Source organism: Caballeronia sp. LZ033 (assembly GCF_031451265.1).
In the GTDB taxonomy this organism is placed as follows: domain Bacteria; phylum Pseudomonadota; class Gammaproteobacteria; order Burkholderiales; family Burkholderiaceae; genus Caballeronia.
The window spans coordinates 491,158-517,583 of the sequence record NZ_JARUXQ010000003.1 but is presented as its reverse complement, the minus strand read 5'-3'; the positions used below and the strand labels follow the sequence as shown (position 1 = coordinate 517,583).

The window sequence follows — 26,426 nt, the reverse complement described above, 5'->3', positions numbered from 1 at the left end:
CATTCATGAAATCCAGACTCGCCACACCGGTGGCCGCGGCCGGCTTCGCTTCCGCCGACGATGCCGCCAGCCTCGAAACGAAGACCTACGCCAAGGTCGGACGCCGCCTCATTCCCTTCCTGATGCTGTGCTACCTCGGCGCGTATCTCGACCGCGTCAACGTCGGCTTTGCGAAGCTGCAGATGCTGAACGACCTGCGCTTCTCGGAGACCATCTATGGCGTCGGCGCAGGCATCTTCTTCCTCGGCTACTTCCTCTTCGAAGTGCCCAGCAACGTCATCCTGCACCGCGTAGGCGCGCGCAAGTGGCTCGCACGCATCATGCTCACCTGGGCGCTGATCTCGGCAAGCTTCGTGTTCGTCCAGACGCCCACCCAGTTCTACGCGCTGCGCTTCCTGCTCGGCGTGGCCGAGGCAGGCTTCGCGCCCGGCGTGATCCTCTACCTGACGTACTGGTTCCCGGCCGCACGCCGCGCCAAGGCGCTCTCGCTGTTCTTCATGGCGATTCCGCTCGCGGGCATCGTCGGCGGTCCGCTGTCCGGTTACATCATGCATGCATTCCAGGGCGCGCATGGGCTGGCCGGATGGAAGTGGCTCTTCATGCTCGAAGCGCTGCCCTCGCTGTGCCTCGGCGTCGCGATCCTGTTCTATCTCGACGATGGGATCGCCGGCGCGAAGTGGCTCACGGATGACGAGAAGGCCCTGCTCCGGCGCAACGTCGACAAGGACAACGCGCAGACAGTGCAGCATGTGTCGATCCGCGCATTCGTCGCGGACCGCAGGCTGTGGCTCATGGCGGCCATCTACTTCTGCGTCGTGCTCGGCCAGTACGGGCTCACCTTCTGGCTGCCGACCATCGTGCGCAGGACCGGCGTCGCGGACCCGCTGTGGGTCGGGATCCTCACTGCCATTCCGTATCTCTGCGCGATCGTCGCGCTGCCGTTGATCGGCGCCAGTGCCGACCGCCGCCGCGAGCGCCGCCTGCATCTCGCGATCCCGATGCTCATCTCCGCCGCCGGCTTCGCCACCTTGCCGATGCTCGGCAGCGTGGGCGCCTCGATCGTCTGCGTGAGCGTCGCGGCGGCCGGCATTCTCGCGTCGTCATCGCAGTTCTGGTCACTGCCCACCGCCGTGCTGGGCGGCATGTCGGCGGCGGCGGGCATCGCGGCGGTGAACTGCTTCGCCAATCTCGCCGGCTTCTTCTCGCCCGCCATCGTCGGCTGGCTCAACGACTTCACGGGCAAGTCCACCGCCGGCCTGATCTTCATCTCGGCGGCCGTCGTGGTGGGCGCGGTGCTGGTGTTCTTCGTGCCGGCCCGGACGGTCAATCGCTGAATGCATTATTCAAAGGAGACACAACCATGAGCAGTCCCGTCATCGAGGAGACGACCCTCGCCGAACGTGCCTGGCGCATTCGCCGCAACGCGCTTCTGATGGGCGAGGTGCAGGGCCAGGGATATATCGGCCAGGCGCTGGATATCGCCGACGTACTGGCGGTCGCGTATTTCGGCGCGATGCATTACCGCGCCGACGATCCCGAGTGGGAAGACCGCGACCGCTTCCTGCTCTCGAACGGTCACTACGCGATCGCGCTGTATGCCGCGTTGTTCGAAGCGGGCATCCTGCCGCCGGAGGAACTCGAAACCTATGGCAGCGATGACAGCCGCCTGCCGATGTCCGGCATGGCGAGTTACACGCCCGGCATGGAGATGTCGGGCGGCTCGCTCGGCCAGGGTCTGACGATCGCGGTGGGCCGTTGCCTTGGCCTGAAACGCAAGGGCTCGAAATCCTTCGTCTACACGCTGTTCTCGGACGGCGAACTCGATGAAGGCGCGATCTGGGAAGGCCTGATGTCCGCGGCGCACTGGAAGCTCGACAACCTGATCGCGATGGTGGACGTCAACAATCAGCAGGCCGATGGCCCCTCAACGCAGATCATGTCCTTCGAGCCGCTGGTCGAGAAGCTCGACGCCTTCGGCTGGTATGTGCAGCGTGTCAACGGCAACGACATCGACGCCGTCAAGCAAGCCTTCGACAACGCTCGCAATTCGAAGGAGGCGAAGCCGCGCATCATCGTGTGCGATACGAAGATGGGCTGCGGCGTGCCCTTCCTCGAGCAGCGCGAGAAGAACCATTTCATCCGCGTCGATCCGCACGAATGGAAGCTGGCACTGGAAGCACTTGAAGCAGGGAGACAGGCATGAGCACTCGTTTGAAAACATCCGCGATGATCGCCTCGATTGCAAGCGAAGGACAGGTCACGCGTTCGGCGCCCTTCGGTCATGCGTTGTGTGAGCTTGCTCGCACGAAGGCGAACGTCATCGGCATGACGGCCGATCTCGGCAAGTACACGGACCTGCATATCTTCGCCAAGGAGTTCCCGGAGCGTTATTACCAGATGGGCATGGCCGAGCAGTTGCTGATGGGCGCGGCGGCAGGCTTTGCGCACGAAGGCGCGCAGCCCTTCGTGACGACCTACGCCGTGTTCGGCACGCGGCGCGCCTATGACTTCATCCACCAGACCATTGCGGAAGACAATCTCGATGTAAAGATCGTCTGCGCGCTGCCCGGACTCACCACCGGCTACGGCCCGAGCCACCAGGCCGCCGAGGATCTCGCCTTGATGCGCGCGATGCCCAACATGACCGTGATCGACCCGTGCGATGCGCTCGACATCGAGCAGATGGTCCCGGCCATTGCCGCGCACAAGGGGCCGGTGTATGCGCGCCTGTTGCGCGGCAACGTGCCCGCCGTGCTCGATGAATACGACTACCACTTCGAACTGGGCCGCGCAAAGCTGCTGCGCGACGGCCGTGACGTGCTCATCATCTCGTCCGGCATCATGACCATGCGCGCGCTCGAAACGGCGCAGGCGCTGCAGAAGGACAGCGTGGATGTCGCGGTGCTGCATGTGCCCACGATCAAGCCGCTCGACACGGCGACGATCATCCGCGAAGCGCGCCGTTCCGGGCGGCTCGTGGTGGTGGCGGAGAATCATACGGTGATCGGCGGCCTGGGCGAAGCGGTGGCCACCACGCTGCTGACTGAAGGCGTGTCGTGCGCGTATCGGCAGATCGGCTTGCCGGATGCGTTCCTCGATGCCGGCGCATTGCCGACGCTGCACGAACGCTACGGCATTTCGACCAACGCTATCGCACGTTCCATCAAAGGCTGGCTCGCATAGCGCAGTCCGGCAGCTTCAGCGCGCCTTGCCGCGCGCGGTCTTCTTCTGCGAGGCCGCGCGCGGCGCATCCTTCACCGGGGCACTCACGAGCGTCAGTGCGTCCATCCACGAGAGCGCATCGACATAGCCGAGAAAGTGTTGCAGATAATCCGGCGACACTTCACCCATCAGCGCCAGTGAACGATGCACGAGGCTGCTTGAATTGAGCGGCCCCGCATTCTTCGGCACTTGTGCAAGCGACTCGCGCAGGCGCTTCTCCGCGCTGACCGAGGTCCACACGGCGCGCAATGCATCGAGATACTCGGCGGGCGCGGGACGGGCTTGCGCGCGCTGGTTCAACTCGTCGAGCAATGCGGCGAACGGCGTGTCAAGGGTGTCCTGCGTGACCGCGGTAGGTTCATCCGCAGACCCCTGCGCGTCGAGCAGCGCGGCGAGACGCGCATCCAGCACACGCCTTGCATCACCTTCATGATATGAGGCGCGCTGCGTCAACGCTTCGATGATGCGGCATGACATGCCGCCCACGCGTGCGTCGCCACGCTCGCGCCATGCGTCGAGCATCTCGCGCGCACGCGTCACGCTGTCAGTCATGCGCGGGCACCGCTGCATTGACCGGACGCGGCACCGCCGAAATCTCCACGCGCCGGTTCTTCGCGCGGCCCGCGTCATCGGCGTTCGAGCTCACCGGTTGCTCCGAGCCGAATGCCGCAGCAAACACCGACGAGGACGGCACGCCCGCATCGATCAGCGCGCGCATCACGGTCAGGGCGCGCTTGGCCGACAGTTCCCAGTTGTCCGCGAAGCGACGGTTGCCTTCGTGGACCTGTTGATCATCGGCGAAACCGCTCACCATCAGGATCTGCTCATGCGATCCCAGATACGCGGTCAACGGACCCGCGAGACTCTTCAATACATCGCGACCCTGCGGCTGCAGCTGATCCGAGTTCAACGCGAACAGCACGTTGCCGCTGATGCCGATCTTGCCGTTCACCAGCGTCACGCGTCCCGAGGCGAGCGGCCCCGCGAGCGCCTGTTCGAGCGTCTTGCGACGCTCGGTCTCTTTCTGCTGCTGCTTGATGGCCTGTTCGAGCCGCGTCGACAACTGCAGCTGCACGCCGAGCACGGCGACGAGTATCAGCACGAACGCGCCCAGCAACACCGACATCAGATCGGCGAATGCCGCCCATACGGGCGCCGCGGTCTCGACGCCGCCGTCGATCTCCTCGTTCATGCGGCCTTCGCTCCGTGTGCGCCGCGCTCGCCGGCCAGATGTTGCAGGTTCTCGACGATCTGCTTCTGCGACATCATCGACAGATCGATGACCTCGCGTGCCTGCGCAACGTAGTACGCGAGTTGCTCGTCGCTGCGTGCGAGCGACTTGTCCAGCGCCCCTTCGATGCGTTGCAGCTGCGCGACCAGCGTCTCGTTCGATTCACCGAAGGCCTGCACGGCCGCGCCGAAGGCATCGGCAAGACTCGCCACTTCGACGACGCCGCTCGTCACATGCGCGGCCGCATCGTTCAGCTTTGCAGCCTCGGCATCGACCTTGCCGGCAAACTGCGTGCCCACGCGTTCGAGCAGATCGGCCGAGCCGGTCACGAGTGCATCGACCGCCGTGCGTTGTTCGGTCGATGCGTGATTCACCGCATCGAGCAGCGTTTCCAGCGTGGCCAGCAGACGCGCGCGCTCGTCGAGCATCGCGGTGTCGCGGACCATGGAATCGGAGAGCTTCTGACGCAGTTCGGCAATGACCTCGGCCGCAGCCTTCGGCGCTTCGGAAGCCGCCTGCACCAGCTCCCCGATCTGCGCGATGGTTTCGTTCGCGTGCAGCTTGCTCTGCTCCGAGATCTCGCTTGCAGTGCGAGCGAGCGTGTCGCAGATGTCCTGCTGACGGCTCGCGGCAAACGCGCTCGTGCTCTGCCACTCCTCGCGCAAGGTCGCGGCGAGCGCGCCGAGCGCATCGGTCCATGCGCTGAGACGCGCATCGTGATGCGTGCCGATCTCCGTACGCAACGCTGCATGCGCCCGGTTCATCGAATCCAGCAACGACGCCGCGTGCCCTTCGAAGGTCGCGGCAGCGTTGGCAAGCGCCTGTTCGTGCTGCGCGGCGAGTTGTTCGCCGCTGCTGGTCTGCTGTGCGAGCGCCTTCTGCCACGCTTCCGACATGCCGGACGTGGCCTGTTCCATGCGCGCCGCGATGCCGTCGACGAGACTCGACGAACGTGCCTCGAATGCCGAGGCAAACTGCTCCATCGAAGCGGACATGCGCCCGACGTGCGTATCGAGGCCCTGCTTCACGCCGGCCATCTCTGTCGATACTTCCGTGACCAGACGCGTCGAGCGCTGCTCGAAGGTGTCAGCGAAATGGTCCAGAGAAGCGGCCATGCGCTCGGTCTGTGCGTCGCTGGCTTCACGCTGCCTGGTGACGAAACTGTCCAGCCCTTCCCTGACGCCGCTCATCTGCGTGGCGATGCCGTCCACCAGCACGATCGAGCGTGCCTCGAACTTCTCCGCGAGCGCGTCGTTCGCAAGACGCTGCGCATCGAGCGATTGATTCCAGATGCCTGCGACCTTCGTCGCCGATGCCTCAAAGCCCGTGTTCAGACTGTCGAGCTGGCGCGTCACCGCCTGTTCGACCGTGACGTGCAGCGCGGCCGTTTCGCGCGCGATGCCATCCATCGTCGCCTGCATGACGGGCTGGAGCGCGGCGCTGGCGGCGCGGGCGCTGTCGGCGACGCTTTGCTTCAACGACAGTTCCACCGACGTCGCCAGCCTGCGGTACGCCGTTTCCGTCTTCGCATGAAACTCGCCCTGGCTCGCGATCTGCCGCTCGTGCGCGGCGAGGCTGTGTTGCTCGATGGCGTGCATTATCGCGTGCAGATGTTCGGCGAGTGCGGGCATCAGATCGGCCTGCTTCTGCATCAGCTTGAATGCTTCCTCGCGCTGATGGGTCTGCGTGAACGCGCGCAGCGTCGTGGCGATCTTCGTGTCGAGCGCGTGCGCGGCGTGCAGCCGTTCTCGCCGGCACAGCGCCGACAACAGACCCAGCATCGCCGATGTCGCGACACCCGCAATGGAGGTGCCGAATGCGAAACCCAGACCCGTGATCGGCGAGGCGAGCGAGGCACGGATCGCGGACAGGTCCGTTGCGCTTTCCAGTGCGGCGCCGGTGCCATGCAGCGTCACTACCATGCCGAGCAGCGTGCCGAGCATGCCCAGCAGCACCAGCAGCCCGACGAGATACGGCGTGAGCGCGGGTCCGGGCAGACCGGCGCGTTCGCCCTCCACGCGCGCACGCACTGCGTTGCGCAGGCCTGGTGGCACCGTATCGATCCAGACGGCAAGGCTCTTCGGCGCATTGAGCAGCGCGTCCAAGGACTGCACGAAGGCGTCGGTAGTCTGCTGGAAGCGGCGCAGCTCCAGCGCGCCGACGACATAGCAGGCGCCGATCAACACGGTCACCGCGAACGCGAGCGGATTCGAAACGATATAGCCGATGGCGATGCCGCACACCGCTGCAAGGCCCACCAGAAAGACTGCGACTTTGACGAAATTTCGGGGCATAGCGTGCCAGTTACTGAGACTGAGTACGAAGCGCCGCAAGCAGGCCTTCGACCGGTTGAAAACGAACTTCGAGTTCGGCGAGCAGGACGTTGCGCATGTCCGTGCGGAACGCCGTGAGCCACGCGTTGGAGGCAGTGCCCGTATCGGCTTCGGCCTGCATCTGGCCGCGCTTGAGCCGCTCGAAGTGGCGGCCGAGGATCACAGGCACCTGCGCCAGCAGCGTGCGTTCGCGCGCCGCGAAGGTACGCTCCATGACGGCATCGACGACCGCGAGACGCGTCATGCCGCCCGCACGGGCCGCCACAGACGCACGCAGCCGGCCGCGCAACTCGCCGATGTCGGACTCCATCGTCTGCTGCAACGACAAATAGTGCTGGCGGAAGATCGCGAAGTCGATCTGCACGGCATCGGGCGGCGTCTGCACTGCCGTCGTCCGACGCCGGCCATGCAGGCCCGGCTCGCCGCTTTCATCGCGCGTGATGGCGCTCACGAGGCGCGCGCGCGTCTGCGCACCTGCCGCTGCATCATCGCCGGAAGCGGATCGCGGACTGGCGACAGGCTGCGGATCGGTGCCGAGCGCGGTGGACAGCGCGATCGCATCGGTCCAGCCGAGCCACTGGCTCAGGCGGTCCGACAGCGATTGCGCGGGTTCGTGGACTTCGAGATCGGCACATTGCGCCAGCAGGCGCACGAGCGCCGGGCCGCTGAATGCCGTGCGCTTAAGGCCTTGCACGAGATCACCAGAGGCAAAAGGACGGTATTTTACCTGCCCGCGCGCGTGGCTCGCCCCGTTTGCCCGTCATGCGGCCATCGCGCGCCTGTCAGGGCGCTTTCGCCGGCATGAAGGCAAAGGCCGGCGTCGCCACGAAACTGCCCGCCGTTTCGCCGGAGAACACCTGCCCGCCGTCGATGGTCAGCTTCATCACCGGCGCGCCAGGGCTCAGGTTGAGCTTCTTGAGCGACACCCAGAAAGTGTCGGGGCGCGTGGCGGAATCGAAGTAATAGACGAGGTTCTGCTGATCCGCCACCGTGCGCCAGATGGTCGAAGAGAGGTTCGGCTGCTCCGGCGTGCTGATGCCGAGCGGCACGCTGACCGAGCGCACCACGCTCATCACGCTGGCCACTGCCTGAAACGCATACGACTGCTGCGGCACGCCCGCGAGGTAGTTCGGATCGGCCTGCTTTGGAATGGCGTCCAGCAGGAAGGAGGCGCGCACATAGCGGTCCGCCGCGCGATTCGTGCCCGGCAGGAAGCCGAGCCCGCCGACGCTCTTCCAATACGTATCGATGGCAAGCTGCTCGTCGTAGATGGGCGAATTGGTCATCACCTTGTACTTCTTGCCCTGGTGGATCACCAGCTTGCCGTTGATGTATTCGAGGATGGCCGAGTCGCCGCGCGCATCCGAGAGCGACAGATGGATGGTCAGCGGCTTGCCGTTCGGCAAGGGCGGCGCGATGATCTGAAAGGGCTCGCGGCTCAGCACATAGACCGCCTGCGCCACGGTCGCGAAGTTGTCGAGCGCGTATTGCGCCCACAGGCTGATCGACATCGGATCGCGCTTCGGGTCGGGCTTGCCGTAGTCGGTCTCGGCAAGGTACAGCGCATTGGCGACGAGCCCGCGCTCGTTCATGCCGTCCACGCTGCCGATCTCATAGCCCGACACCACCACGCTGCCGTACTTGGACTTCCATTTGATGGAGCGCGGCCCGGCATTGCCGTCGCGCTCGATGCCCGCCGGCATCACCCACAAGTTCGAGCGCATGTCCTCGGACCAGTCCATCGAGCGTCCCGTGACCACGAGCCCCTTGTCGCCCGTATAGAGCACGCGTGTGCATGACAGCGCGAGCGAGGTGGAGAGGCATGCAAGCGCGATGAACCACGTGAGCTTCTGCAACAGACGAGTCATGACCATGGAGTCCTTGTGTCGATGATAGGAACAGCTGCCTCATGCTTCATCAGGCCACGGACCCTGCGAAACGGCGCCCGCGACGCGAACGCACATGATGCACGCATATGCGCCTCGCGTCGAACCGGTATTTCAGACGGGCTGTTGCATCAATTCGAAGGGAAGCCCAGCGTCGTGGCCTTCGCACGCAGATCGGCAAAGCGGCCGCCGGGCGTGAGCGTTTGCGCCGCGCCCTCGCCCGCGCGCTTGTCCACGGTGCCGAGTCCCGATCCGCTCGAAGGCGTGTTCGAGCATTCGAGGCCGAACGGTCCTGGCGGCACGACGAACGCAGGGGCATCGGTGCGGGGCGCATCGCTCAGGTCGAGCGCATAGGCCATGTTGAAGGTCGTCGGGTCGCTTGCGCGCACGCCCAGCGGATCGAGCCCGAAGCGCCACGCCAGCAGCTGATGGATCGAACTCGGATCGAACGGATAGCGTGACACGCTGCCCGCGCGCACGCGCGGACCGAGCAGCATGCAAGGCACGCGAAAGCCCAGCCGGCCATCGTTGCCGAGCTTCTGCTCCGCCACCGAGAGCGACTTGACTGGCGGCGCGACGTGCTCGAAGAAGCCGCCCCACTCGTCGTACACGACGATCATCAGCGTCGAACTCCAGTTGGGCCCCGCGCGCAGTGCCTCGTAGATCTGACCGAGCAAGGCCTGGCCGTTGCGGACGTCGGCGTGCGGGTGATCGTCGTTCGAGGTGCCGTTCGCTTCGCCGGCAAAGCTGGGATCGACCATGCAGAACGACGGCAAATTGCCGCCCGCCGCATCCGAGAGGAAGTCGGAGAACAGCTTCGAACGTCCCACATAGCGCGTGCCGTAGAGCGCGGTGAAGGGCACGTCGTGGAAGTAGTACTTCGATGAGACGTTCTTCGCGTCGAGGCGGTCCCAGATGGTCGAGAGCGATGACGTATCGAGCGTATCGCTGAGCCGGTCGGTCTCGCCGCTGTGCAGGTAGACGCGGTTCGGGAACGTGTCCGCGAGAATCCCGCTCATGTAGTAGTCGCAGACCGTGTATTGCGCAACGGCCTGGCGATAGAAGTCGAGATCGGCGCCGGTGAAGTACCCGATGGGCAACAGGTCGCCGCGCGTCTCGTTCGTGTCTGGGGTCAGCAGGAAGCCGTTCATCGCGCCATTCGCAAGATGCGTGCGGCCCGCGTCGTATTGATGATCGGGGTCCGCATACTGGCAGCCCTGGAAGCCGAACGCCGCATTGGCCGCGAGCGAGAAGCTCGTTTGCACGGTGCCGAACGCATCGGTGAACTGCCTGCCGGCTTGCGTGCCTTCCACGCCGGGAACCCAGCCCATCATGTGATCGAAGGAGCGGTTTTCCATCGTGACCAGCACGATGTGATCGATGCCCGATGTCGCGGGCGCCGGCAAGGCGGGGCGCGGCAGGTTAGCGCGATCCGCCGGGATCGTGCCGATGGGACTCGTCGGCGTGACCGTGCCGGAGTTGTCGTCGTTGCCGCCGCCACCGCAGGCGGACAGCATCGCCGAACTGGCGAGCGCCGCGAGCAGGCGCCGGCGTATTGCATCGGGTTCGATGGAGACGGGCTTGGACGGCTTGTCGGTCATGATGGCGCTCCGCGTGAGTGCTTTTCTCGCACGCCTTCATGTTCGTGCCGGGGCGCGGTTGCGCTTCGTCACATCGAAGGCGAACGGCTTGTGGGTGCCGGGGAGAAGCAAGGCGCATTCCCGGTTTCCACCTTCACGTGGAGCGCCTGAGCCTCATGCGGCATTCTCGACGTACTGCGCGATGCCGCGCCCGAAAGACCAGTCGTCGCGGCGATTCGGCCCGAGCACGATCATCACGTCCTCGGGCCGCAAGCCAGGAGACGCGACGAGCTTCGCGACCAGCGCCCGGTAGAACGCCTGCTTGGTAGCCGTGTCGCGCCAGTCGCTCGCGGTGATGTGGATGAACACGACATCGTCGCTGCGGTCCACGCCGAGATAGCCGTCGTCGTAAATGAAATCGTCGCGCTCGAATTGCTGGATCAACTGGAAGCGATCGTCGGCGGGCACCTTGAAGGTCTCGACGAGCGTCTCGTGAACGCCGTCGGCGATGGCGCGAAGGTGCTTGCGCGGCTTGCCTTTCAGAAGCGAAATGTGAACGAGCGGCATGATGAATTCTCCTTCGCGATGAGTACGATGAGCGATGCGGGCATCGCCCGATGTGGCGACTCTACGCCGCCGCGTCCGCCGCGAACATGGCAAAGTTTGGAAGCGACGATGCAGAAAAATCGAATGATCGAGAAGGCACGGTCAACGCGTGCGCAGCGCATCGACGATATTCATGCGTGACGCGCGCAGCGCCGGAAGAAAGCCGCCGACGAAGCCCATCGCGAGCGAGAACAGCAGTGTCCGCACGATAACCGACGGCGTCAGGATGAAGCGGAACGACAGGTCCGCGAAGGTCTGGAAGTTGGTCGTGGAGAACGATGCGAACTGCATCAACGCAGCACAGCACAATCCCGCGACGCCGCCGGTCAGGCCGAGCAGCAAGGCTTCGAGCATGAACGCGCCGAGCACGTCGAGCCGCTTGAACCCGAGCGCGCGCAACGTGCCGATTTCAGCGACGCGGTTCGCCACCGACGCGTACATCGTGATCATGGCGCCGATCATCGCCGCGATCGAGAAGATGATGGAGAGGGTGAAGCCCAGGATATTGATGAAGGTCGAGAGCGCCTTCGACTGATCGCCGTAGAAGATCCTTTCACGCTTGGCTTCGTGTGCAAGACGCGGATCGACGTCGATATCCGCCTTGAAGCGCTCGAACGCGTCGCTGCGCGCGAGCCGCACGACCATCGACGAAAAGCTCGTGCGGCGGAAGGACTGCATCAGTTGATCGACGTCGCCCCAGATCTCGGAATCGAAGCCGCTGCCGCCTGCATCGAAATGGCCGACCACGGTCCAGTCGCGTTGCGCGAAACGCAGATGATCGCCGATGCGCGTGCCGCCGAAGCCCTTCGCGATGCTGCTGCCCACGATGATCTCCGACGAGCCGCTGCGGAACATGCGGCCAGCCGTGAGCTTCACTTGCGGCCGCAGTTGCGGCCCCATCGGCGACACGCCGCGAATCACGACATTGGCGGGCGTGCTGCTGGCGAGCTTGGTGAGCGAGATCAGCACCACCGTTTCCTTCGATGCCAACGGCTGGCCGTCGCCGTTCATCGCAACGGACGGATGCATCTCCATCACGTTCGCCTGCCCGCGATCGATTGCGCTCTGGATCTCGGTCTCCGCGCCCTTGCGGATCACGACGACGTTGTCGGCCTCGCCCGTCGAGACGAGCGTCTTCTTGAGGCCCGCATCCAGCATCAGCACCGTCGAGAACACGAATACGACGAGCGCGAGTCCGCCTGCCGTGAGCGCCGTCGTGAGGCGGCGCGCCCACAGGTTGCGCGCGACATAGGAGACGGGAATGGCCATCGCGCGCCCTCAGCCGATGGCCCGCAGGCCTTCGACGATGCGCACCCGGCTGGCCTGCACCGCCGGCACGATCGCCGCAGCCAGCGCGACCACGAACGCGCAGGCGGCCTGCAACAGCATGGTCTCGTGCGAGACCCGGAAGACCGGGAACACGCCGCCCGTCGCGTGCTTGAAGACTTCCGCGAGCGGCGGCGTCGCGAGAATGCCGATGCCGCCACCGATCGCGCAGATCGCGATCGATTCGCCGAACACCAGCACCGAGAGAAAGCCCGCGCCGAAGCCGAGCGCCTTCAGCGTTGCATACTCGGTGATGCGCTCGCGCGCGCTCATGGCCATGGCATTGGCCATCACGGCCATGATGATGAGGATCACCACGTACGACACGACGCGAATGGCCGCGATGATCTGGTTCGACATCGCGACGAAGCCCAGCTGGAAGGCCTGCTCGGTTTCGGTGAGCGTCTCGGCGAGCGAGTTCTTGAAGACGCTGTCGATATTGCGCGAGACGGCCGCGGCCTGGTCCGGATCCTTCACGCCGACCACATACACGCCGACCTGATCGACATTGCGTTTCGTCGTCTTGCGGATGGTCTCGTTGAGATAGTCCCAGTGCATCAGCAGTTGCCGCGTGATGGTGGATTCGTCGCGTCCTTCCATGATGCCGCGCACGACGAAGTCCCAAGTGCCCGGATAGATCGTGCCCTTGAGCGGAATCACGTCGCCGACCTTGAAGCCGAACTGATCGGCAAGCTGCCTGCCGATCAGCACGCCCTTGCGATCGCGCTGGAATGCGGCGCGCGCTTCTTCGCTGACGATGAACTCCGGATAGAGGTCGAGATAGTTGTCCGATACGGCAAACTGCGCGAAGAAGTTCTTCGGATCGCGATAGACGCCGCCGAACCAGTTCGAGCGCGCGACCAGCGTGACGCCTTCCACGCCGCGTAGGCGGTTCTCGTAGGCGAGCGGCAACGGGAACACGAGGGAGATGGCATTGCGCGTGACGAGCCGCGCATTCGACGCCGCCGATGCGCCCGCATACCACGCGTCCACGACCGTATGCAGCAGGCCGTAGGCGAGCACCGCGATGGTGAGCCCGAGCACCGTCAGCGCGGTGCGCAAGCGGTGGCGCAGCGCGTTGCGCAGGATCAGCTTGGCGAGATACATGACAGTTCAAGGCCGGGCGCCATCGGTCAGCTCTCCCTTTTCCAGATGCACGAGCGCCTTCGCCGCGCCGGCGGCGTGCGCATCGTGCGTGACCATGATGATGGTCTTGCCGAGCCGGCTGTTCAGGCGTTGCAGCATGGCAAGGACATCGCTGGCGGAGTTGCGGTCGAGGTCGCCGGTGGGTTCGTCGGCGACGATCAGCTTCGGGTCCGTGATCAGCGCCCGCGCAATCGCCACGCGTTGCTGCTGCCCGCCCGACAGCTCGGACGGATAGTGGCTCATGCGGTCGGCCATGTTGACCATGTCGAGCACCATCGCGACGCGCTCGCGCCGTTCGTGGCGCGTGAGGCGCGTCAGCATCAGCGGCAGCTCGACGTTCTCGAAAGCGGACAGCACCGGCATCAGGTTGTAGAACTGGAAGATGAAGCCGACATTCGCCGCGCGCCAGTCCGCCAGCGCGGCTTCGGGCAGACGCGTGATGTCGAGTCCGCCGACGAGCAGTTCGCCGCTGTCGGGCCGGTCGATGCCCGCGATCAGGTTCAGCAGCGTGCTCTTGCCGGAACCGGACGGCCCCATCAGCGCGACGAAGTTGCCTTCAGCAATCGACAGCGTGATGTCGGTCAGCACCGGCACGGTCTGCGCGCCGCGCCGATACGACTTCGCGACGTGGCTGATCTGGACGAGCGGCGGCGTGCTCACGCTACTTCTTCGCCACGGTGACCCGGGCGCCGTCCTTGAGCGTTTCGCCGGGCGACAGCGCGACCACGTCGCCGGGCTTGACGCCCTGCACGGCGAGCAGATCGCCGATGCGCGCGCCGGACGTCACCGGTATTTCGTGCGCAATGTCCTGGCTGATCACATACACCACCTGCTTGCCGCCGCGCGTCACGACCGCCGATGGCTGCACCGCGATGACCGCCTGCTTCTGATCGGGCGGCACCGGTTTCGACAGGAACGCGACCTTCGCGGACATGTCCGGCAGCACGCGCGCGTCGCGATCGACGAAACGCACCTTCACGAGCACGGTGGCCTTCGAGCGGTCGACGGTGGGCACCATGCGCGACACGCGGCCCGCGAAGCGCACGTCCGGCAGCGCGTCGAGCTGGATCTCGCACGGCTGCTCCACGGCGATACGGGCGATGTTCGACTCGGCGACGTCGGCCTCGACTTCGAGCGTCTTCATGTCCGCGATGGTGACGACCGCGCCCTTGCTGTCGGACGCCGATGAAAACGGCGTGATGTTGTCGCCCACGTTGGCGTGCTTTTCGAGCACGACGCCGTCGAACGGTGCGCGGATCACGGTCTGGTCGACGGCCACTTGCGCCGCCTGTGCATTGGCGCGCGCGGAGAGGATCGCGGCTTCGTCGCTGTTTATGGACGCCTGCGCCTTGTCGAAACGGGCGAGCGCGGCATCGTACTGCGTCGCGGGAATGGCGCCTTGCGGCACGAGAATGCGATAGCGCATGAGATCGACTTCGGCGTTCTTGAGTTCGGCGCGCTGGAGTTGCAGGTTGGCCTGCGCGACCTTCACTTGCGCCTGAGCCTGTGCGAGCGATGCGGCGACGTCGTCGCTTTCGAGACGGGCAATCACCTCGCCCTGCTTGACCACGGAGCCTTCGAGGACGCCGAGCCATTCGACGCGGCCCTGCCCCTTCGACGCCACTGCGGCCTTGCGCTGCGGCACGACATAGCCGGTCGCGTTCAGGAGCGTATAGCTCTGCGATGGATAGGCGGAAGTGACAGTGGCCGTTTCCACGGCCTGCGGCCCGGTGAGCCTGAATGCGACGGCGATCAACGCAAGGACGATGAGCGCGGCGATTGCCCAGCGGAGCCAGCGGCGCCGGCGCCGTGGCACCGCAGCGGAGGGTCCCCGGTCGATCTTTAATTTTTCGAGGTCGTGTTCAGCCAATTTTCGAACGTGCGCCGCTGCTTGGGATCGCGGACCAGTGTGCGGTGAATGGACGTCCAGTATAGCGCCGCGACCTGGCCCATCCGCGGCCGCGCGGGGAAAGGCATTTTGAATGCATCATTCCGTGTGCAAAATGCCGGCGGCTCGTTCGCGTGATCCGGCGGCTGCGTCCGCTGCGAGCCAGACTGCCAAAGCAGAAGCTTCCATTTAAGATACGGCCTATATCGTGGATTCGGCGTCCTGCGCCAGGAGAAGTACGTGCTTTTCTCGAAACAAAGACGCCTTGTCGCCTGTGCCGTCTGGGCATTGTTATGCTGCTGCGCCTCCGCGCGCGCCGCGGAGACGCATGGCGCGCACGCGGAACGGACGACCGGTGCTGCGAGCGGGGTGACGAGTGAAAACATTCTTGCGGTGGAGTCGTTGCCGCCCGGTTTCGCGGGCGACGATCCCGAGCACGTGCGGGACGCACTCGCCGGCCGCCCCGCGCCGGGCCAGGCGCCCTCGATCACGAGCCGGGTGCGGACGTTCCTGTCACAGCCGTTCCGCAGATGGGAGCACGGCGCATCGGTTGCACGCGGCGTACAGGGCGCCAGTCAGCGGCAGGGCGCGGGCGCCACGCAGGCAGACCGCACTTTTGTGTTCGTCATTCCAGTGACATACGGCGTGCGCTATCAGTCGAAGAAGAAAGTTCTGACGGTCAATGTGTCGCTCGCGGCGCCCGGCAACCCGAACGCCATCCTGCTGAAGCAGACGGTCAAGGGGCAAAGCGGCCGCAAGCTCGTCGTCGCGGCCGAAGCCAGAGCAAAGGGGTTCGTGCAGACCTTCGACGTCATTCAACTGCAACCGGACGGCGGCGCGCGCACCACGGTGACGGGCCGGGCGTTGCTGCCGAACTTCTCGCATGAACACGGCGACGGCGATTTCGCGATCGTCCTCGTGTGCGCCCTCGAACCGCCCTACCTGACGGACGACGTCACGCACAGCGCCCCCTCCGAGGAAGAACCCACCGACATCACGCGCAGAACCTCGACATTGAACGGCAGCGTCGCGGCGGCATGGCTCGTCGACCGCAAGGACGGGTCGATCGTGACGCGGCGGCTGCGGCTCGTCAAATAGCCGGGGGCGTCGTACACGACGCGTCCTGCCCGAGGTGTGCGTGTTGCCCGGGCGTATCATGCATGCAGCATGCAGTCGTGCGTTTTGCATCATGCGCTTTGCATCACGCGTATTGCATCATGCGTTTTGCATGCCTCATACAAGGAGTCGATACGATGTCCGCCTCGATGCATGCTTCGAACGCCGTACTCGCCATTCTGTTTTCCCTGCTGCTGGGCGCGATGATTCCCGGTCCGAGCTTCGTGGTCGTGGCGCGCAACTCGATCGGCGTTTCGCGCGCCGACGGACTGGCGACGGCGCTTGGCATGGGCGTTGGCGGCATCTTCTTCGGCGGCATCGCGCTCGCCGGGCTGTACACGCTGCTGGTTGCCGTCGAATGGTTGTATGTGGCTCTGAAGGCAGCCGGCGGCCTGTACCTTGTCTACATCGCCTGGAACATCTGGCGCGGCGCTGCCCGTCCCATGCAGGTGTCGATTCCAACCGATGCCTCGCCCCGCAAACAGAGCCCCGGAAGATCGTTCTGGCTCGGCCTCTCGACGCAACTGAGCAATCCGAAGACCGCAATCTGGTACGGCAGCATCTTCGCGGCGCTCCTGCCGCAGCACCCGCCGCTGTGGTGCTACTTCGTCCTGCCGCCGATGGTGTTCGCCATCGAGACTGGCTGGTACACCATCGTCGCGCTGGGTTTCTCCAGCAAGCGGCCGCGCGACCTCTATCTGCGAGCGAAAAAGTGGATCGATCGCGTCGCGGCAGGCGTCATTGCGGCGCTCGGCTTGCGGCTGCTGTTGACCGCGGGCAAAGCCGGCTTGTGATTTTGCATGCAGGACACAAAACGCCATCCGGCATCTTGAATGCAAAAGACTGAAGGCGAGCGTCGTGTTCCTTTCGTTTCGCTGACTCACCTGCTTTCTTGTGCATGGCGCGGGCTTGCGGCATGACACCTTGGCATAATGCAGCACCGACCCGTTCGTCGACACCATGCCAAGCATGATTGCGATCACCCGCACCCGGCGCCGCCTGCATGCATTCTTCGGCGCACCCGAAGCACGCCGTCTGTTGCGCACGTTGATGAGCTGCGCCATCAGTTACAGCGCCGCGCGTCTCGCCGCACTGCCCGAAGGCTATTGGGCGCTCATCACGACACTCGTCGTCGTCACACAGCCGAGCCTCACGCAAGCCGTGGACACGGCGCGGGATCAGATCATCGGCGCGTGCATCGGTGCGCTGGCCGGCGTGCTCGGCATCGTCGCGATGCAGTATGGCGCGCCGCCGCTCGCGGTCTTCACTGTTGCCCTGATCCCGCTTGCGGCCGTCAGCGCGAAGCGTCCCGCGTTCCGGCTGGCCTGTGTGACGCTGGTGATCGTCGTGCTGATTCCGGCAGGTTCAGGTTCACCGTTCGAGCGCCCGCTGCATCGCGTGCTGGAGATCCTGATTGGCGCCATCTCCGCGTTTGTCGTGACCGCGCTCTGGCCGAATCGCGCGTTGCGGGCCGCGCATCGCAGCGTCGCCGATACGCTGAGAAGTCTCGGCCAGCTCATCGGCCTCTATCTGACCGGCGCGCAGGACGCGGCGCGCGAATCGCAACTCGAAGCGCAAAGCGTGGCTGCACAGAAGGCGCTCGACGACGCCCTGAAGGAAGCGGAGCGCGAGCACATCATCGTGCTCGTACATAACAGCCGCTCCGATGGCATCGACAAGGCTGCGCCCTTTCTGCAGCGCCTGCACAGCGACACGACTTTTCTCGCGAAAGCCGTGGCGGGGCTGGACCGGCAATCCTGCGCGGCGCGTCTCGGCGATATGGGCCGGACGTTGCAGGCGCTCTTCGAGTTGCTGGCAGGCGTGCTGGCATCGCCGCAGCAGGATGGCGACAAACTGGAGCAGGCGCGGGCTTCAGTCAGCGCGTTGAAGACGGCGCTCGCCGCGCAGGCGCCGACTCACGGAGCACAGGAAGCGGCGCAATTCGTCATCGGTCTCATCGTCGCCGATCTCGATGCGCTGATCAGCACGCTCTATCCGCCCAAGTGACGCGGAGCTAGCGTGAGAGGCCGCGTGCGTCGATGGGCCAGATGTCGACGACGCGCCCACCGCGATAGCAGACGTACTCATCGTAGAGATTGACGCTCGGATCGCAATGACCCGGCGGCAACAGAAGACGTTCCCCGACGAGCGCTCCGAAATCGTTCTCGGGATGGTCTTTTGCATGCAGCATGCCGTGTTCATCGTTCGCGGCAACGTAATTCAACACGGGCGCGCTGCGGCCGTCGAGCCAGTGGGCGCTGCGCGGCAAGCCTGAATCCACCGCAAGCCCTTTCAAGCCGACGTCGCACACGGCCATGCCTGGACGGGTCGCGCTCATGACGGTCGAAAGCACGAACAGACTATGGCGCCAGTGCAATGCCCCGTCCCAGCCGATGCCGCCGTAGTCGCCGTCCATGAAAAGGTATGAGCCCGGCTGCAATTCGGTGAACACGCCGCTCGTAGCATCGAATTCGACCGTACCGGTGCCGCCGCCCGTCACGACGCCGCAGCGCACGCCGCGCGCGTCCAGCGCCCGGACGTAGCCCGCGGCGATATCGGCCGCGTGGCCAGCGGCGGTCTTGCGGGCATTCCAGTCGACGACATGCTGTATGCCGCCGTGATACGCCTGGATGCCGGCGAAGCGCAGGGCATGCTGCGCCGCGATGGCGTCCACGAGTTCGAGCAAGGCGTCCTCACCGGTGACGCCGCAGCGATGCTGTCCTGCATCGACTTCGGACAGCACGTCGATCTTGACGCCGGCCTCGGCCGCTGCACGTCCAAGGGCCTGCACCTGCGGCAGCGCATCGACGCACACGGAGAGCCGCACGTGCGATGCAAGTTCGACGGCCATCGCCAGTTTGTCGGCGCCGACGAACTCGTTGCTGACATGAATGCTCCGAATACCCGCTGCCGCGAACGGATACGCCTCCGAGAGCTTCTGACAGCACACGCCCACCGCACTGGCCTCGATCTGCCGCTTCGCGATTTCGCTGGACTTGTGCGCCTTCGCATGCGGGCGTAGCGCGACGCCCTGATGAGCGGCGAATGCCGCCATCGCGGCGAGGTTGGCCTCGAAGGCTTCGAGGTCGAGCAGGAGCGACGGCGTGGCAATTGAGGTGAGCGGATCGCCAGATCGGGCGGCGGGTGGAGGCGCAAGCGTCATGGCGATGGCGGGAGTCAATGTGAAGTCAGTTTCCGATCATATCGCTGCATGCGGCATGATGAATGCATTACGCAAAATTCCAGCTTTGTCGTTGCGGGTGTTTACGGGTTGCGCGGCCTCGGTCTGAACGCTGCAAGAAGGCTCCATTTGCCGCGCTCCAATGCATGCAAAACGCATTGAACCGCGGCATTCACCCAACTAGACGAACTTGCGCGCGTGCGCTGCATCCTGCCCTTCCGTTTGCACCTCCAGCACCCGGTCGGGCCGCATCATGAACGACAGGATGATGCCCGCCGCCATCAGGATCATTGAAACCGTGAATGGCAGGTTCCAGTTGCCGGTACGGTCGATCAGCCAGCCGCCCACCACCGGACTGATGATCGCCGCCAGCGCCGAACCTGAATTCATGATGCCGGCCGCGGTACCGGAATGCTTGGGTGCAATATCCATCGGCACGGACCACATCGGGCCAATCGTCATCTCGTTGAAGAAGAAGCCCGCGGACAGACAGACGGCGGCGAGTGTGATCGAAATGTTGGAAACGAACATGATCGGTGCAAGCGACAGCAGCGTGAGGAACATGCACACGCCGACCATCACGTTGCGGGCGAGGCGCACGTTACCGCTCTTGCGCAGGATGCGATCCGTGACCGAGCCGCCGAGCCAGTCGCCAAGCACGCCCGCGAAGAACACGCCCGACGCGAACAGCGCGGACTTGCCAAGCTGCATGTGATAACTGTGCAGGAAGTATTGCGGAATCCAGCCAAGGAACAGCCAGAGCACCCAGCCGTAGCAGAAGTACACGGCCGTCACCGGCGCCATGCGGCCCAGCAGCGTACGCCACGGCACGGGCGCGCGCTCCTTCACGCCGGAATACGTGGCGAGGGTGGCGCATTCGGTTTCCGTGATGCGCGGATGGTCGCGCGGGTTGTCGCGGAAATAGAACACCCAGGCGATGGCCCACGCAAAACTGATGACACCCGTGACCAGGAACGCGCCGCGCCAGCTCGTCGCCACCATCAGCCACACGATGAGCGGCGGCGCAACCGCATTGCCGATGCGTGATGCGGCATGCGTAGTCCCTTGCGCAAAGCCGCGCTGATCGGCCGGCATCCAGTTGGACATCGCGCGCGTCGCCGTCGGGAAGGTCGCGCCTTCGCCCAGGCCCAGCAGCACTCGCGCCACGATGAGCGACGCGAAGCCGCCCGCGAGGCCGGTCAGCACGGTGGCGCCGGCCCAGATGATCGCGCACAGCGTCAGGGTGCGGCGCGGCCCGAAGCGGTCCCCTACCCAGCCGCCGATGATCTGGAACACGAGATACGGGTACGCGAAGGCCGAAAACACAAAGCCGACCTGCGTATGCGAAAGACCCAGTTCAGCCCCGAACTGGCTGGCCGCCGTGCTGACATTCACGCGGTCGATATAGGTGATGAAATACATCGCGCATAGCAGCAGCAGCACGCGCGTCGTGGCTCGACGGAACATCATCGTCTCCTTGTGTAGCCGCGTGCGTGAACACGGCGCCCTGCGCAGGCCGGGCTCCGGTCATCACGTCATGCGGGACTTCCTTTGGGTACGTCGGATGAGATTGCTGGCAGCCGGCCTAAGGCGGCTATTGCATGCGGCGACGCAGCTTGCGGATGCGGGGCTTGCGCAGTGATGTCATGTCTCGTCTCCTTCGCGGCTCATTACGGCCCGCTTGTGTGCTCGATGTGTGCGTCGATGGATGAAGCTGTATTCAGTCTCTTGAATCCGTTGCCCGTGTATGCAATGCCATGGCAAGGACGCGCGCCACGTGCAGTGCGTCTCTTTGTGCGCCCTCCGCGATCTGATGCCTGCAACTCGTCCCGTCCGCCACGATCAGCGCGTCGCCGGCTTCGCGCACCGCCGGCAGGAGCGACAACTCCGCCATCGCTTGCGACGCCGCATGATGTTCCGCCTCGTAGCCAAAGCTTCCGGCCATGCCGCAGCACGACGATTCGATCGTTTTCACGCTAAGGCCCGGAATCCAGCCCAGCACTTGCTCGATCGGACGCACGGCGTCGAAAGCCTTCTGATGGCAATGTCCGTGCAGCAGCGCCTTCTTTGCATCCAGCATATTGAATTCAAGATGCAATCGCCCTTGCGCTTTTTCGCGCACCAGGAATTCCTCGAACAGGAATGCGTGCTCCGAAAGCCTGCGCGCCGCTTCGCCATAGCCGTAGCCAAGGAATTCGTCGCGTAACGAGAGCAGGCACGACGGCTCGAGTCCGACGATGGCCACGCCGCGCTCGACAAACGGCAGCAATACATCGAGCGTACGGCGCGCCTCGGCCTTCGCCTCGTCGACGAGTCCCGCCGACAGGAACGTGCGCCCGCAACACAACGGCCGCTCACCCGCCTTCACGTTCAGATGCACGGCGTAGCCCGCCGCTTCGAGCACCCGCTGCGCAGCGCGGGCGTTCTCAGGCTCGATGTAGTTGTTGAACGTATCGACGAACAGCAGGACCTCTTTGGTTGCGGATGCAACTTGTTTTGCGGCTGCGTCGCCGAGAAACGGCGTGCTGAAGCGCGGCAGGCCACGCTGCGGCGCAAGGCCCAGCTTCGTCTTCAGCCAGCGCGCCGCGCCCGGCATGTTGGCCTCGAGCCCGTTGGCAAGCGCCGGCATGCGGCTCGCAAGAGGCGCATAGCGCGGCAGATACGCAATCAGTCTTTCACGCAGCCGCAAGCCATGCCGCTTCGTCCAGGCCGCGCGCGCCTCGATCTTGATGCGCGCCATGTCGACACCCGTCGGACAGTCGCGCTTGCAGCCCTTGCATGACACGCACAGGTCGAGCACTTCCTTGACATCCTGGCTGGCCAGGCCGGCCTCGCCGAGTTGCCCCGATAGAGCCAGACGCAGCGTATTGGCGCGGCCGCGCGTGACATGCTGCTCGTCCTTCGTGATGCGATAGCTCGGACACATCGTGCCTGCGTCGAACTTGCGGCAATGGCCGTTGTTGTTGCACATTTCGAGCGCTTTCGCGAGACCGCCGGAACGATCGCCGCCGGAACCCGGTGCGCCTTCGTCGCCCGTCAGCGGATCGCGCGTGACATTCCACGCCGACCAGTCGAGCAACGGTTCGACCGCGCGCTCGCGATACGAAGGCGGAAAGCGGAAATTCGCGACATCGTCCATCTTTGGCGGCGCCACGATCCGGTCCGGGCTCAGCCGGTTCTCCGGATCGAACAATTGCTTGATGTCGCGAAACGCTTCGTTGATGCGCGGACCGTATTGCCAGGCCACCCATTCGCCGCGACACAGCCCGTCGCCGTGTTCGCCCGAATACGCGCCCTTGTATTCACGCACCATGGCCGCGGCCTCTTCCGCGATCGCGCGCATCTTGCCGGCGCCGTCGCGGCGCATGTCGAGGATCGGCCGCACATGCAGCGTGCCGACGCTCGCATGCGCGTACCACGTACCTTCCGTGCCGTGCTTGCGGAACACTTCCGTCAGCCGCGCCGTATAGTCGGCGAGATGTTCGAGCGGCACCGCGCAGTCTTCGATGAAGGACACCGGCTTGCCGTCGCCCTTCATGCTCATCATGATGTTCAGCCCGGCCTTGCGGACTTCCCAAAGCGCCTTTTGCGGGCCCGCTTCGGGCATTTCGACGACGGAACCCGGCAGGCCGAGATCGCTCATCAGTTCAACGAGCCGGGCCAGCTTGGTCACTTGCTCATCGCGGTGGGCGCCTGCGAATTCGACGAGCAATATCGCCTCGGGATTGCCAGTCAGCGCCTTGCCGATCACCGGACGGAAGGCGGGATTGGACATAGCCAGGTCGATCATCGTGCGGTCCACCAGCTCCACCGCAACCGGGCCGAGCTTGACGATGTGCTGCGTCATGTCCATCGCCGCCCAGAAGGTCGGGAAGTTCACCACGCCCAAGGTCTTGTGCGCAGGCAACGGCGCAAGCTTCAACGTCAACTGCCGGCTGAACGCGAGCGTGCCCTCCGAACCCACGAGCAGATTGGCCAGGTTGGGCTGGCCGTCATCGTTGAAGGGCAGCGGGCTCTGGCAGTCGAACAGATCGAGGTTGTAGCCGGCCACGCGCCGCAACACCTTCGGGATGCGTTCACGCAGTTCAGCGCGTTCGCGCAGCGCAATGCCGCGCACGGCCTCGACGAGATCCCGGGTACGCGCGTCCTGCGGCATGTCCGCGAGCTTGCCGAAGCGCGTTTCATGGCCGTTGGCGAGGATCGCATCGATGGCGTCGACGTTGTGCACCATGATCCCGTATTCCATCGACCGGGACCCGCACGAGTTGTTGCCCGCCATCCCGCCAATCGTGCATTGCGCGCTCGTCGATACATCCACCGGAAACCACAGCCCGTGCGGTTTCAGCCACGCATTGAGATGATCCAGCACGACACCCGGCTCGACCGTGACGGTGCGCGCCTCCTTGTCGAAGTGAACGATGTTGTTGAGCCACTTCGTCGTATCGATGACGAGCGCCTCGCCCACCGTCTGCCCGCACTGGCTCGTACCCGCGCCGCGCGCAAGCACGCTCGCGCCCTGATCCGCGGCAATCTGCAACGCCAGACGCAGGTCCGCCTGATCCCTCGGCACGGCGACGCCGAGCGGCATGATCTGGTAGATCGACGCATCGGTCGCATAACGTCCGCGCGACGCCGGATCGAACAGCACGTCGCCCTTCAGTTCGCGCTGGAGGCGCGCCTGCAAGGGCGTCGGCGACGACCCCGGACGAGCGCGCGCCGAAGCGGGCATCAGATGGATAGGTTTGACGAGCCGGTCGGTCGGAGAGTTGAGCATTGTCGCTGTCTGAATGCTGAATGCGTTATGCGAAATGCAATTCGACGGGCGGCAGACCTTCGATCCTGCCCAGCGCCGTGCCGGGCGCCTTCGGGAAGGCCATGCCGGTGTACGAGCCCGCCGTCAGCACCGTGCCGCGTTCGAGCGCATGTCCGCGCGACACGCAGTGATTCACCGTCCACGCCAGCAATCTGCGCGGATCACCCGCCGGGTTGGCGGGCGTGCCGTCGAACAGGGGGGCGCCGTCGTATTCGAACGTCATGACCGGCGCGACGAATGGATAGGAAGCGTCGTACGGGACGCCGTCGCCCACGATCAGCGCGCCGTGGTTCTGCAGATCCGCGAGTTGCCAGAGCTTGTCCACATCGGGCCACGCGGCGAAGCGGCTCGCAACGATCTCGATCGCGGCATGCACCGACTCGATCGACGCGAGGATTTCCTCTTCTGCATACGGCCCGCTGCCGGGCTCGAAACGCCGTCCAAGCCTGAAGGCCACTTCGAGTTCGAGACCTGCCCGGCCGAACGCGGACATCGCAAGGCGCGCACCGGACGGCTGCACGCCGCTGGCAGGAAGCGGCGCGCCCTGAATGGGTCCGTCCGCCGACTTGGCGCCCACCTTCCATCCGCCGATGGCCGCATCCAGCGCGCGCAACGTGGCATCCTGCGCGGCGCAGGCTTCGTCGGAATGACCGGGACGCAAGCCCGCCGGGAGCGAATTCAGCTGCGCGCGATGCGCGCGCGTTTCCACGAAAAGCCGAGCGAGCGCGTGGGCGTCGAATGCGGCGCTCATGCAGCCGCCTTGAACGCTGGCTTTGCGACGTGGCTCGTCAGATAGTCCATCGCGGCCGTTACGCCGCTGCCCTTCAGCGCGACGCCCGCCAGCTTGAGGCCCATTTCGCAGCCGGTGAGCGCGGCCATCAGCGTGAGATCGTTGCAGTCGCCCAGATGCCCGATGCGGAACATGCGGCCCTTCACCTTGCCCAGGCCCGTCCCCAGCGAAAGATCAAAGTGTTCGTAGATGAGTTTGCGCACGGCATCGGCATCGACGCCCTCGGGCGTCATCACGCCGGTCAGCACTGGCGAATAGACCGCGGGATCCGCGCACTGGATCTCGAGCCCCCAGGCCGTGACCGCCGAACGACAGGCGGCCGCCAGCCGCTGATGCCGGGCGAAGACTTGGTCAATCCCTTCGTCGAAAATCATGTCGAGCGCCTCGGACAACCCGTAAAGCAGGTTTGTATTCGGCGTATAGGGCCAGTAGCCCTGCTGGTTCATCTCGATGATGTGGGTCCAGTCCCAGAACGCGCGCGGCAGCGTCGCGCGCTTCGCTGCCTCGCGCGCCTTCCGCGACACCGCGTTGAAGCTGATTCCCGGCGGCAGCATGAGCCCCTTCTGCGAGCCGGAAACAGTCACGTCGACGCCCCACTCGTCATGCCGATAATCCGCCGAGGCCAGCCCGGAAATGGTATCCACCATTAATAATGCAGGATGCGAAGCGGCATCGATGGCACGGCGAACCGCGGCAATGTCGGAGGTCACCCCGGTCGAGGTTTCGTTGTGGACGACGCAGACCGCCTTGATCGCATGCTGCGTGTCCTCGCGCAGACGCTTTTCGATCTGGTCCGCCTGCACGCCACGCCGCCAGCCTTCGATACCCGGCAAACCGAGAAACTCCGGCTTGAGCCCGAGGTTCTCGGCCATCTTCTTCCACAGCGTCGCGAAGTGGCCGGTCTCATACATCAGCACCGTGTCGCCCGGGCTCAGCGTGTTGCAAAGCGCCGCTTCCCATGCTCCCGTCCCCGACGCCGGATAGATCACCACGGGCTGGTCCGTCTTGAAGATTTTCCGGATGCCCTCCAGCACCTTCAGCCCCAGCGCGCCGAACTCCGGACCGCGATGATCGATGGTCGGATAACTCATCGCCCGCAGGATCCGGTCGGGCACCGGGCTCGGTCCGGGAATCTGAAGGAAGTGACGGCCGGCGGGATGGAAGTCGAGCTTGAGCATGAAATCGCGTCCTTAAATGTGATTTTGCATGCAAAATACAATAACGCGGTGACTTGCCGGGGTAAAGGAAAACATAGGCCGAACGGCCTAGGGATAACCCGCTGGCGGTTTTTTCCGTTAGGGCTGGGTT

Annotated in this window: 22 protein-coding genes; 6 read left to right on the top strand and 16 right to left on the bottom strand. The window is 64.9% G+C overall.

The window, feature by feature from the left end; all coding sequences use genetic code 11:
* The first annotated feature begins 5 nt into the window (after nucleotides 1-5).
* Genes QCE62_RS23560 through QCE62_RS23550 form a run of 3 tightly spaced genes read left to right on the top strand, consistent with a single transcriptional unit; the run spans nucleotide 6 to nucleotide 3,183 of the window.
* Nucleotides 6-1,334, top strand: a complete 1,329-nt coding sequence (locus QCE62_RS23560; protein WP_309923734.1) for an MFS transporter — start codon at nucleotides 6-8, stop codon at nucleotides 1,332-1,334.
* Between the two features lie 26 nt (nucleotides 1,335-1,360).
* Nucleotides 1,361-2,203, top strand: a complete 843-nt coding sequence (locus QCE62_RS23555; RefSeq protein ID WP_309923731.1) for a transketolase — start codon at nucleotides 1,361-1,363, stop codon at nucleotides 2,201-2,203.
* Nucleotides 2,200-3,183 carry a transketolase family protein gene (locus tag QCE62_RS23550; protein WP_309923729.1) on the top strand — a complete coding sequence of 328 codons (984 nt, stop codon included), beginning with the start codon at nucleotides 2,200-2,202 and terminating at the stop codon, nucleotides 3,181-3,183. Before QCE62_RS23555 ends, QCE62_RS23550 begins: the two co-directional genes overlap by 4 nt.
* A gap of 15 nt (nucleotides 3,184-3,198) precedes the next feature.
* Here QCE62_RS23550 and QCE62_RS23545 read toward each other — a convergent pair whose 3' ends face one another.
* The 11 genes from QCE62_RS23545 to QCE62_RS23495 form a co-directional block, all read right to left on the bottom strand.
* Nucleotides 3,199-3,774 (bottom strand): DUF2894 domain-containing protein, encoded by a 576-nt coding sequence (locus QCE62_RS23545; protein ID WP_309923728.1) that lies wholly within the window; start codon nucleotides 3,772-3,774, stop codon nucleotides 3,199-3,201.
* Nucleotides 3,767-4,414 (bottom strand): OmpA family protein, encoded by a 648-nt coding sequence (locus tag QCE62_RS23540; RefSeq protein ID WP_309815917.1) that lies wholly within the window; start codon nucleotides 4,412-4,414, stop codon nucleotides 3,767-3,769. Before QCE62_RS23540 ends, QCE62_RS23545 begins: the two co-directional genes overlap by 8 nt.
* Nucleotides 4,411-6,747: a DUF802 domain-containing protein gene (locus QCE62_RS23535; protein WP_309923725.1), complete on the bottom strand. Its 2,337-nt coding sequence runs from the start codon at nucleotides 6,745-6,747 to the stop codon at nucleotides 4,411-4,413. The genes QCE62_RS23540 and QCE62_RS23535 overlap by 4 nt, the downstream gene beginning before the upstream one ends.
* A 10-nt stretch (nucleotides 6,748-6,757) precedes the next feature.
* The gene (locus QCE62_RS23530) at nucleotides 6,758-7,480 is read right to left on the bottom strand and encodes a DUF3348 domain-containing protein (protein WP_309923723.1); all 723 of its coding nucleotides are present in this window, start codon (nucleotides 7,478-7,480) and stop codon (nucleotides 6,758-6,760) included.
* Nucleotides 7,481-7,568: 88 nt separating this feature from the next.
* Nucleotides 7,569-8,654, bottom strand: a complete 1,086-nt coding sequence (locus QCE62_RS23525) for a linear amide C-N hydrolase (RefSeq protein ID WP_309923721.1) — start codon at nucleotides 8,652-8,654, stop codon at nucleotides 7,569-7,571.
* A 149-nt stretch (nucleotides 8,655-8,803) separates the two neighbouring features.
* Entirely contained in the window at nucleotides 8,804-10,273 is a 1,470-nt protein-coding gene (locus QCE62_RS23520) for an alkaline phosphatase family protein (RefSeq protein WP_309923719.1), read from the bottom strand.
* Between the two features lie 153 nt (nucleotides 10,274-10,426).
* Entirely contained in the window at nucleotides 10,427-10,819 is a 393-nt protein-coding gene (locus QCE62_RS23515) for a tautomerase family protein (RefSeq protein ID WP_309923717.1), read from the bottom strand.
* A gap of 141 nt (nucleotides 10,820-10,960) precedes the next feature.
* Entirely contained in the window at nucleotides 10,961-12,127 is a 1,167-nt protein-coding gene (locus tag QCE62_RS23510; protein ID WP_309923714.1) for an ABC transporter permease, read from the bottom strand.
* Nucleotides 12,128-12,136: 9 nt separating this feature from the next.
* Nucleotides 12,137-13,291, bottom strand: coding sequence for an ABC transporter permease (locus QCE62_RS23505; RefSeq protein WP_309923712.1), 1,155 nt, complete (start codon nucleotides 13,289-13,291; stop codon nucleotides 12,137-12,139).
* A gap of 6 nt (nucleotides 13,292-13,297) precedes the next feature.
* On the bottom strand, nucleotides 13,298-13,990 hold the full coding sequence (locus tag QCE62_RS23500) for an ABC transporter ATP-binding protein (RefSeq protein ID WP_309923709.1): 693 nt from the start codon (nucleotides 13,988-13,990) through the stop codon (nucleotides 13,298-13,300).
* Nucleotide 13,991: 1 nt separating this feature from the next.
* Entirely contained in the window at nucleotides 13,992-15,200 is a 1,209-nt protein-coding gene (locus tag QCE62_RS23495) for an efflux RND transporter periplasmic adaptor subunit (RefSeq protein ID WP_309923707.1), read from the bottom strand.
* Nucleotides 15,201-15,587: 387 nt separating this feature from the next.
* Between QCE62_RS23495 and QCE62_RS23490 the strand changes: the two genes are divergently transcribed.
* The 3 genes from QCE62_RS23490 (at nucleotide 15,588) to QCE62_RS23480 (ending at nucleotide 18,341) form a co-directional block, all read left to right on the top strand.
* Nucleotides 15,588-16,316 (top strand): hypothetical protein, encoded by a 729-nt coding sequence (locus QCE62_RS23490; protein ID WP_309923704.1) that lies wholly within the window; start codon nucleotides 15,588-15,590, stop codon nucleotides 16,314-16,316.
* Between the two features lie 167 nt (nucleotides 16,317-16,483).
* Entirely contained in the window at nucleotides 16,484-17,128 is a 645-nt protein-coding gene (locus QCE62_RS23485; protein WP_309925265.1) for a LysE family transporter, read from the top strand.
* Between the two features lie 175 nt (nucleotides 17,129-17,303).
* Nucleotides 17,304-18,341 (top strand): FUSC family protein, encoded by a 1,038-nt coding sequence (locus QCE62_RS23480; RefSeq protein ID WP_309923701.1) that lies wholly within the window; start codon nucleotides 17,304-17,306, stop codon nucleotides 18,339-18,341.
* A gap of 7 nt (nucleotides 18,342-18,348) precedes the next feature.
* Here QCE62_RS23480 and QCE62_RS23475 read toward each other — a convergent pair whose 3' ends face one another.
* From QCE62_RS23475 to QCE62_RS23455, 5 genes are all read right to left on the bottom strand, one after another.
* Nucleotides 18,349-19,497, bottom strand: coding sequence for a DSD1 family PLP-dependent enzyme (locus tag QCE62_RS23475; RefSeq protein ID WP_309925263.1), 1,149 nt, complete (start codon nucleotides 19,495-19,497; stop codon nucleotides 18,349-18,351).
* A 198-nt stretch (nucleotides 19,498-19,695) separates the two neighbouring features.
* Entirely contained in the window at nucleotides 19,696-20,985 is a 1,290-nt protein-coding gene (locus QCE62_RS23470; RefSeq protein ID WP_309923699.1) for an MFS transporter, read from the bottom strand.
* A gap of 250 nt (nucleotides 20,986-21,235) precedes the next feature.
* Complete coding sequence (locus QCE62_RS23465; RefSeq protein WP_309923696.1) at nucleotides 21,236-24,289, bottom strand: FAD-linked oxidase C-terminal domain-containing protein; 3,054 nt, start codon at nucleotides 24,287-24,289, stop codon at nucleotides 21,236-21,238.
* 25 nt (nucleotides 24,290-24,314) lie between these two features.
* Nucleotides 24,315-25,079, bottom strand: coding sequence for a 2-keto-4-pentenoate hydratase (locus QCE62_RS23460; protein ID WP_309923694.1), 765 nt, complete (start codon nucleotides 25,077-25,079; stop codon nucleotides 24,315-24,317).
* Complete coding sequence (locus QCE62_RS23455) at nucleotides 25,076-26,296, bottom strand: aminotransferase class V-fold PLP-dependent enzyme (RefSeq protein ID WP_309923692.1); 1,221 nt, start codon at nucleotides 26,294-26,296, stop codon at nucleotides 25,076-25,078. Before QCE62_RS23455 ends, QCE62_RS23460 begins: the two co-directional genes overlap by 4 nt.
* Between the last annotated feature and the right edge of the window lie 130 nt (nucleotides 26,297-26,426).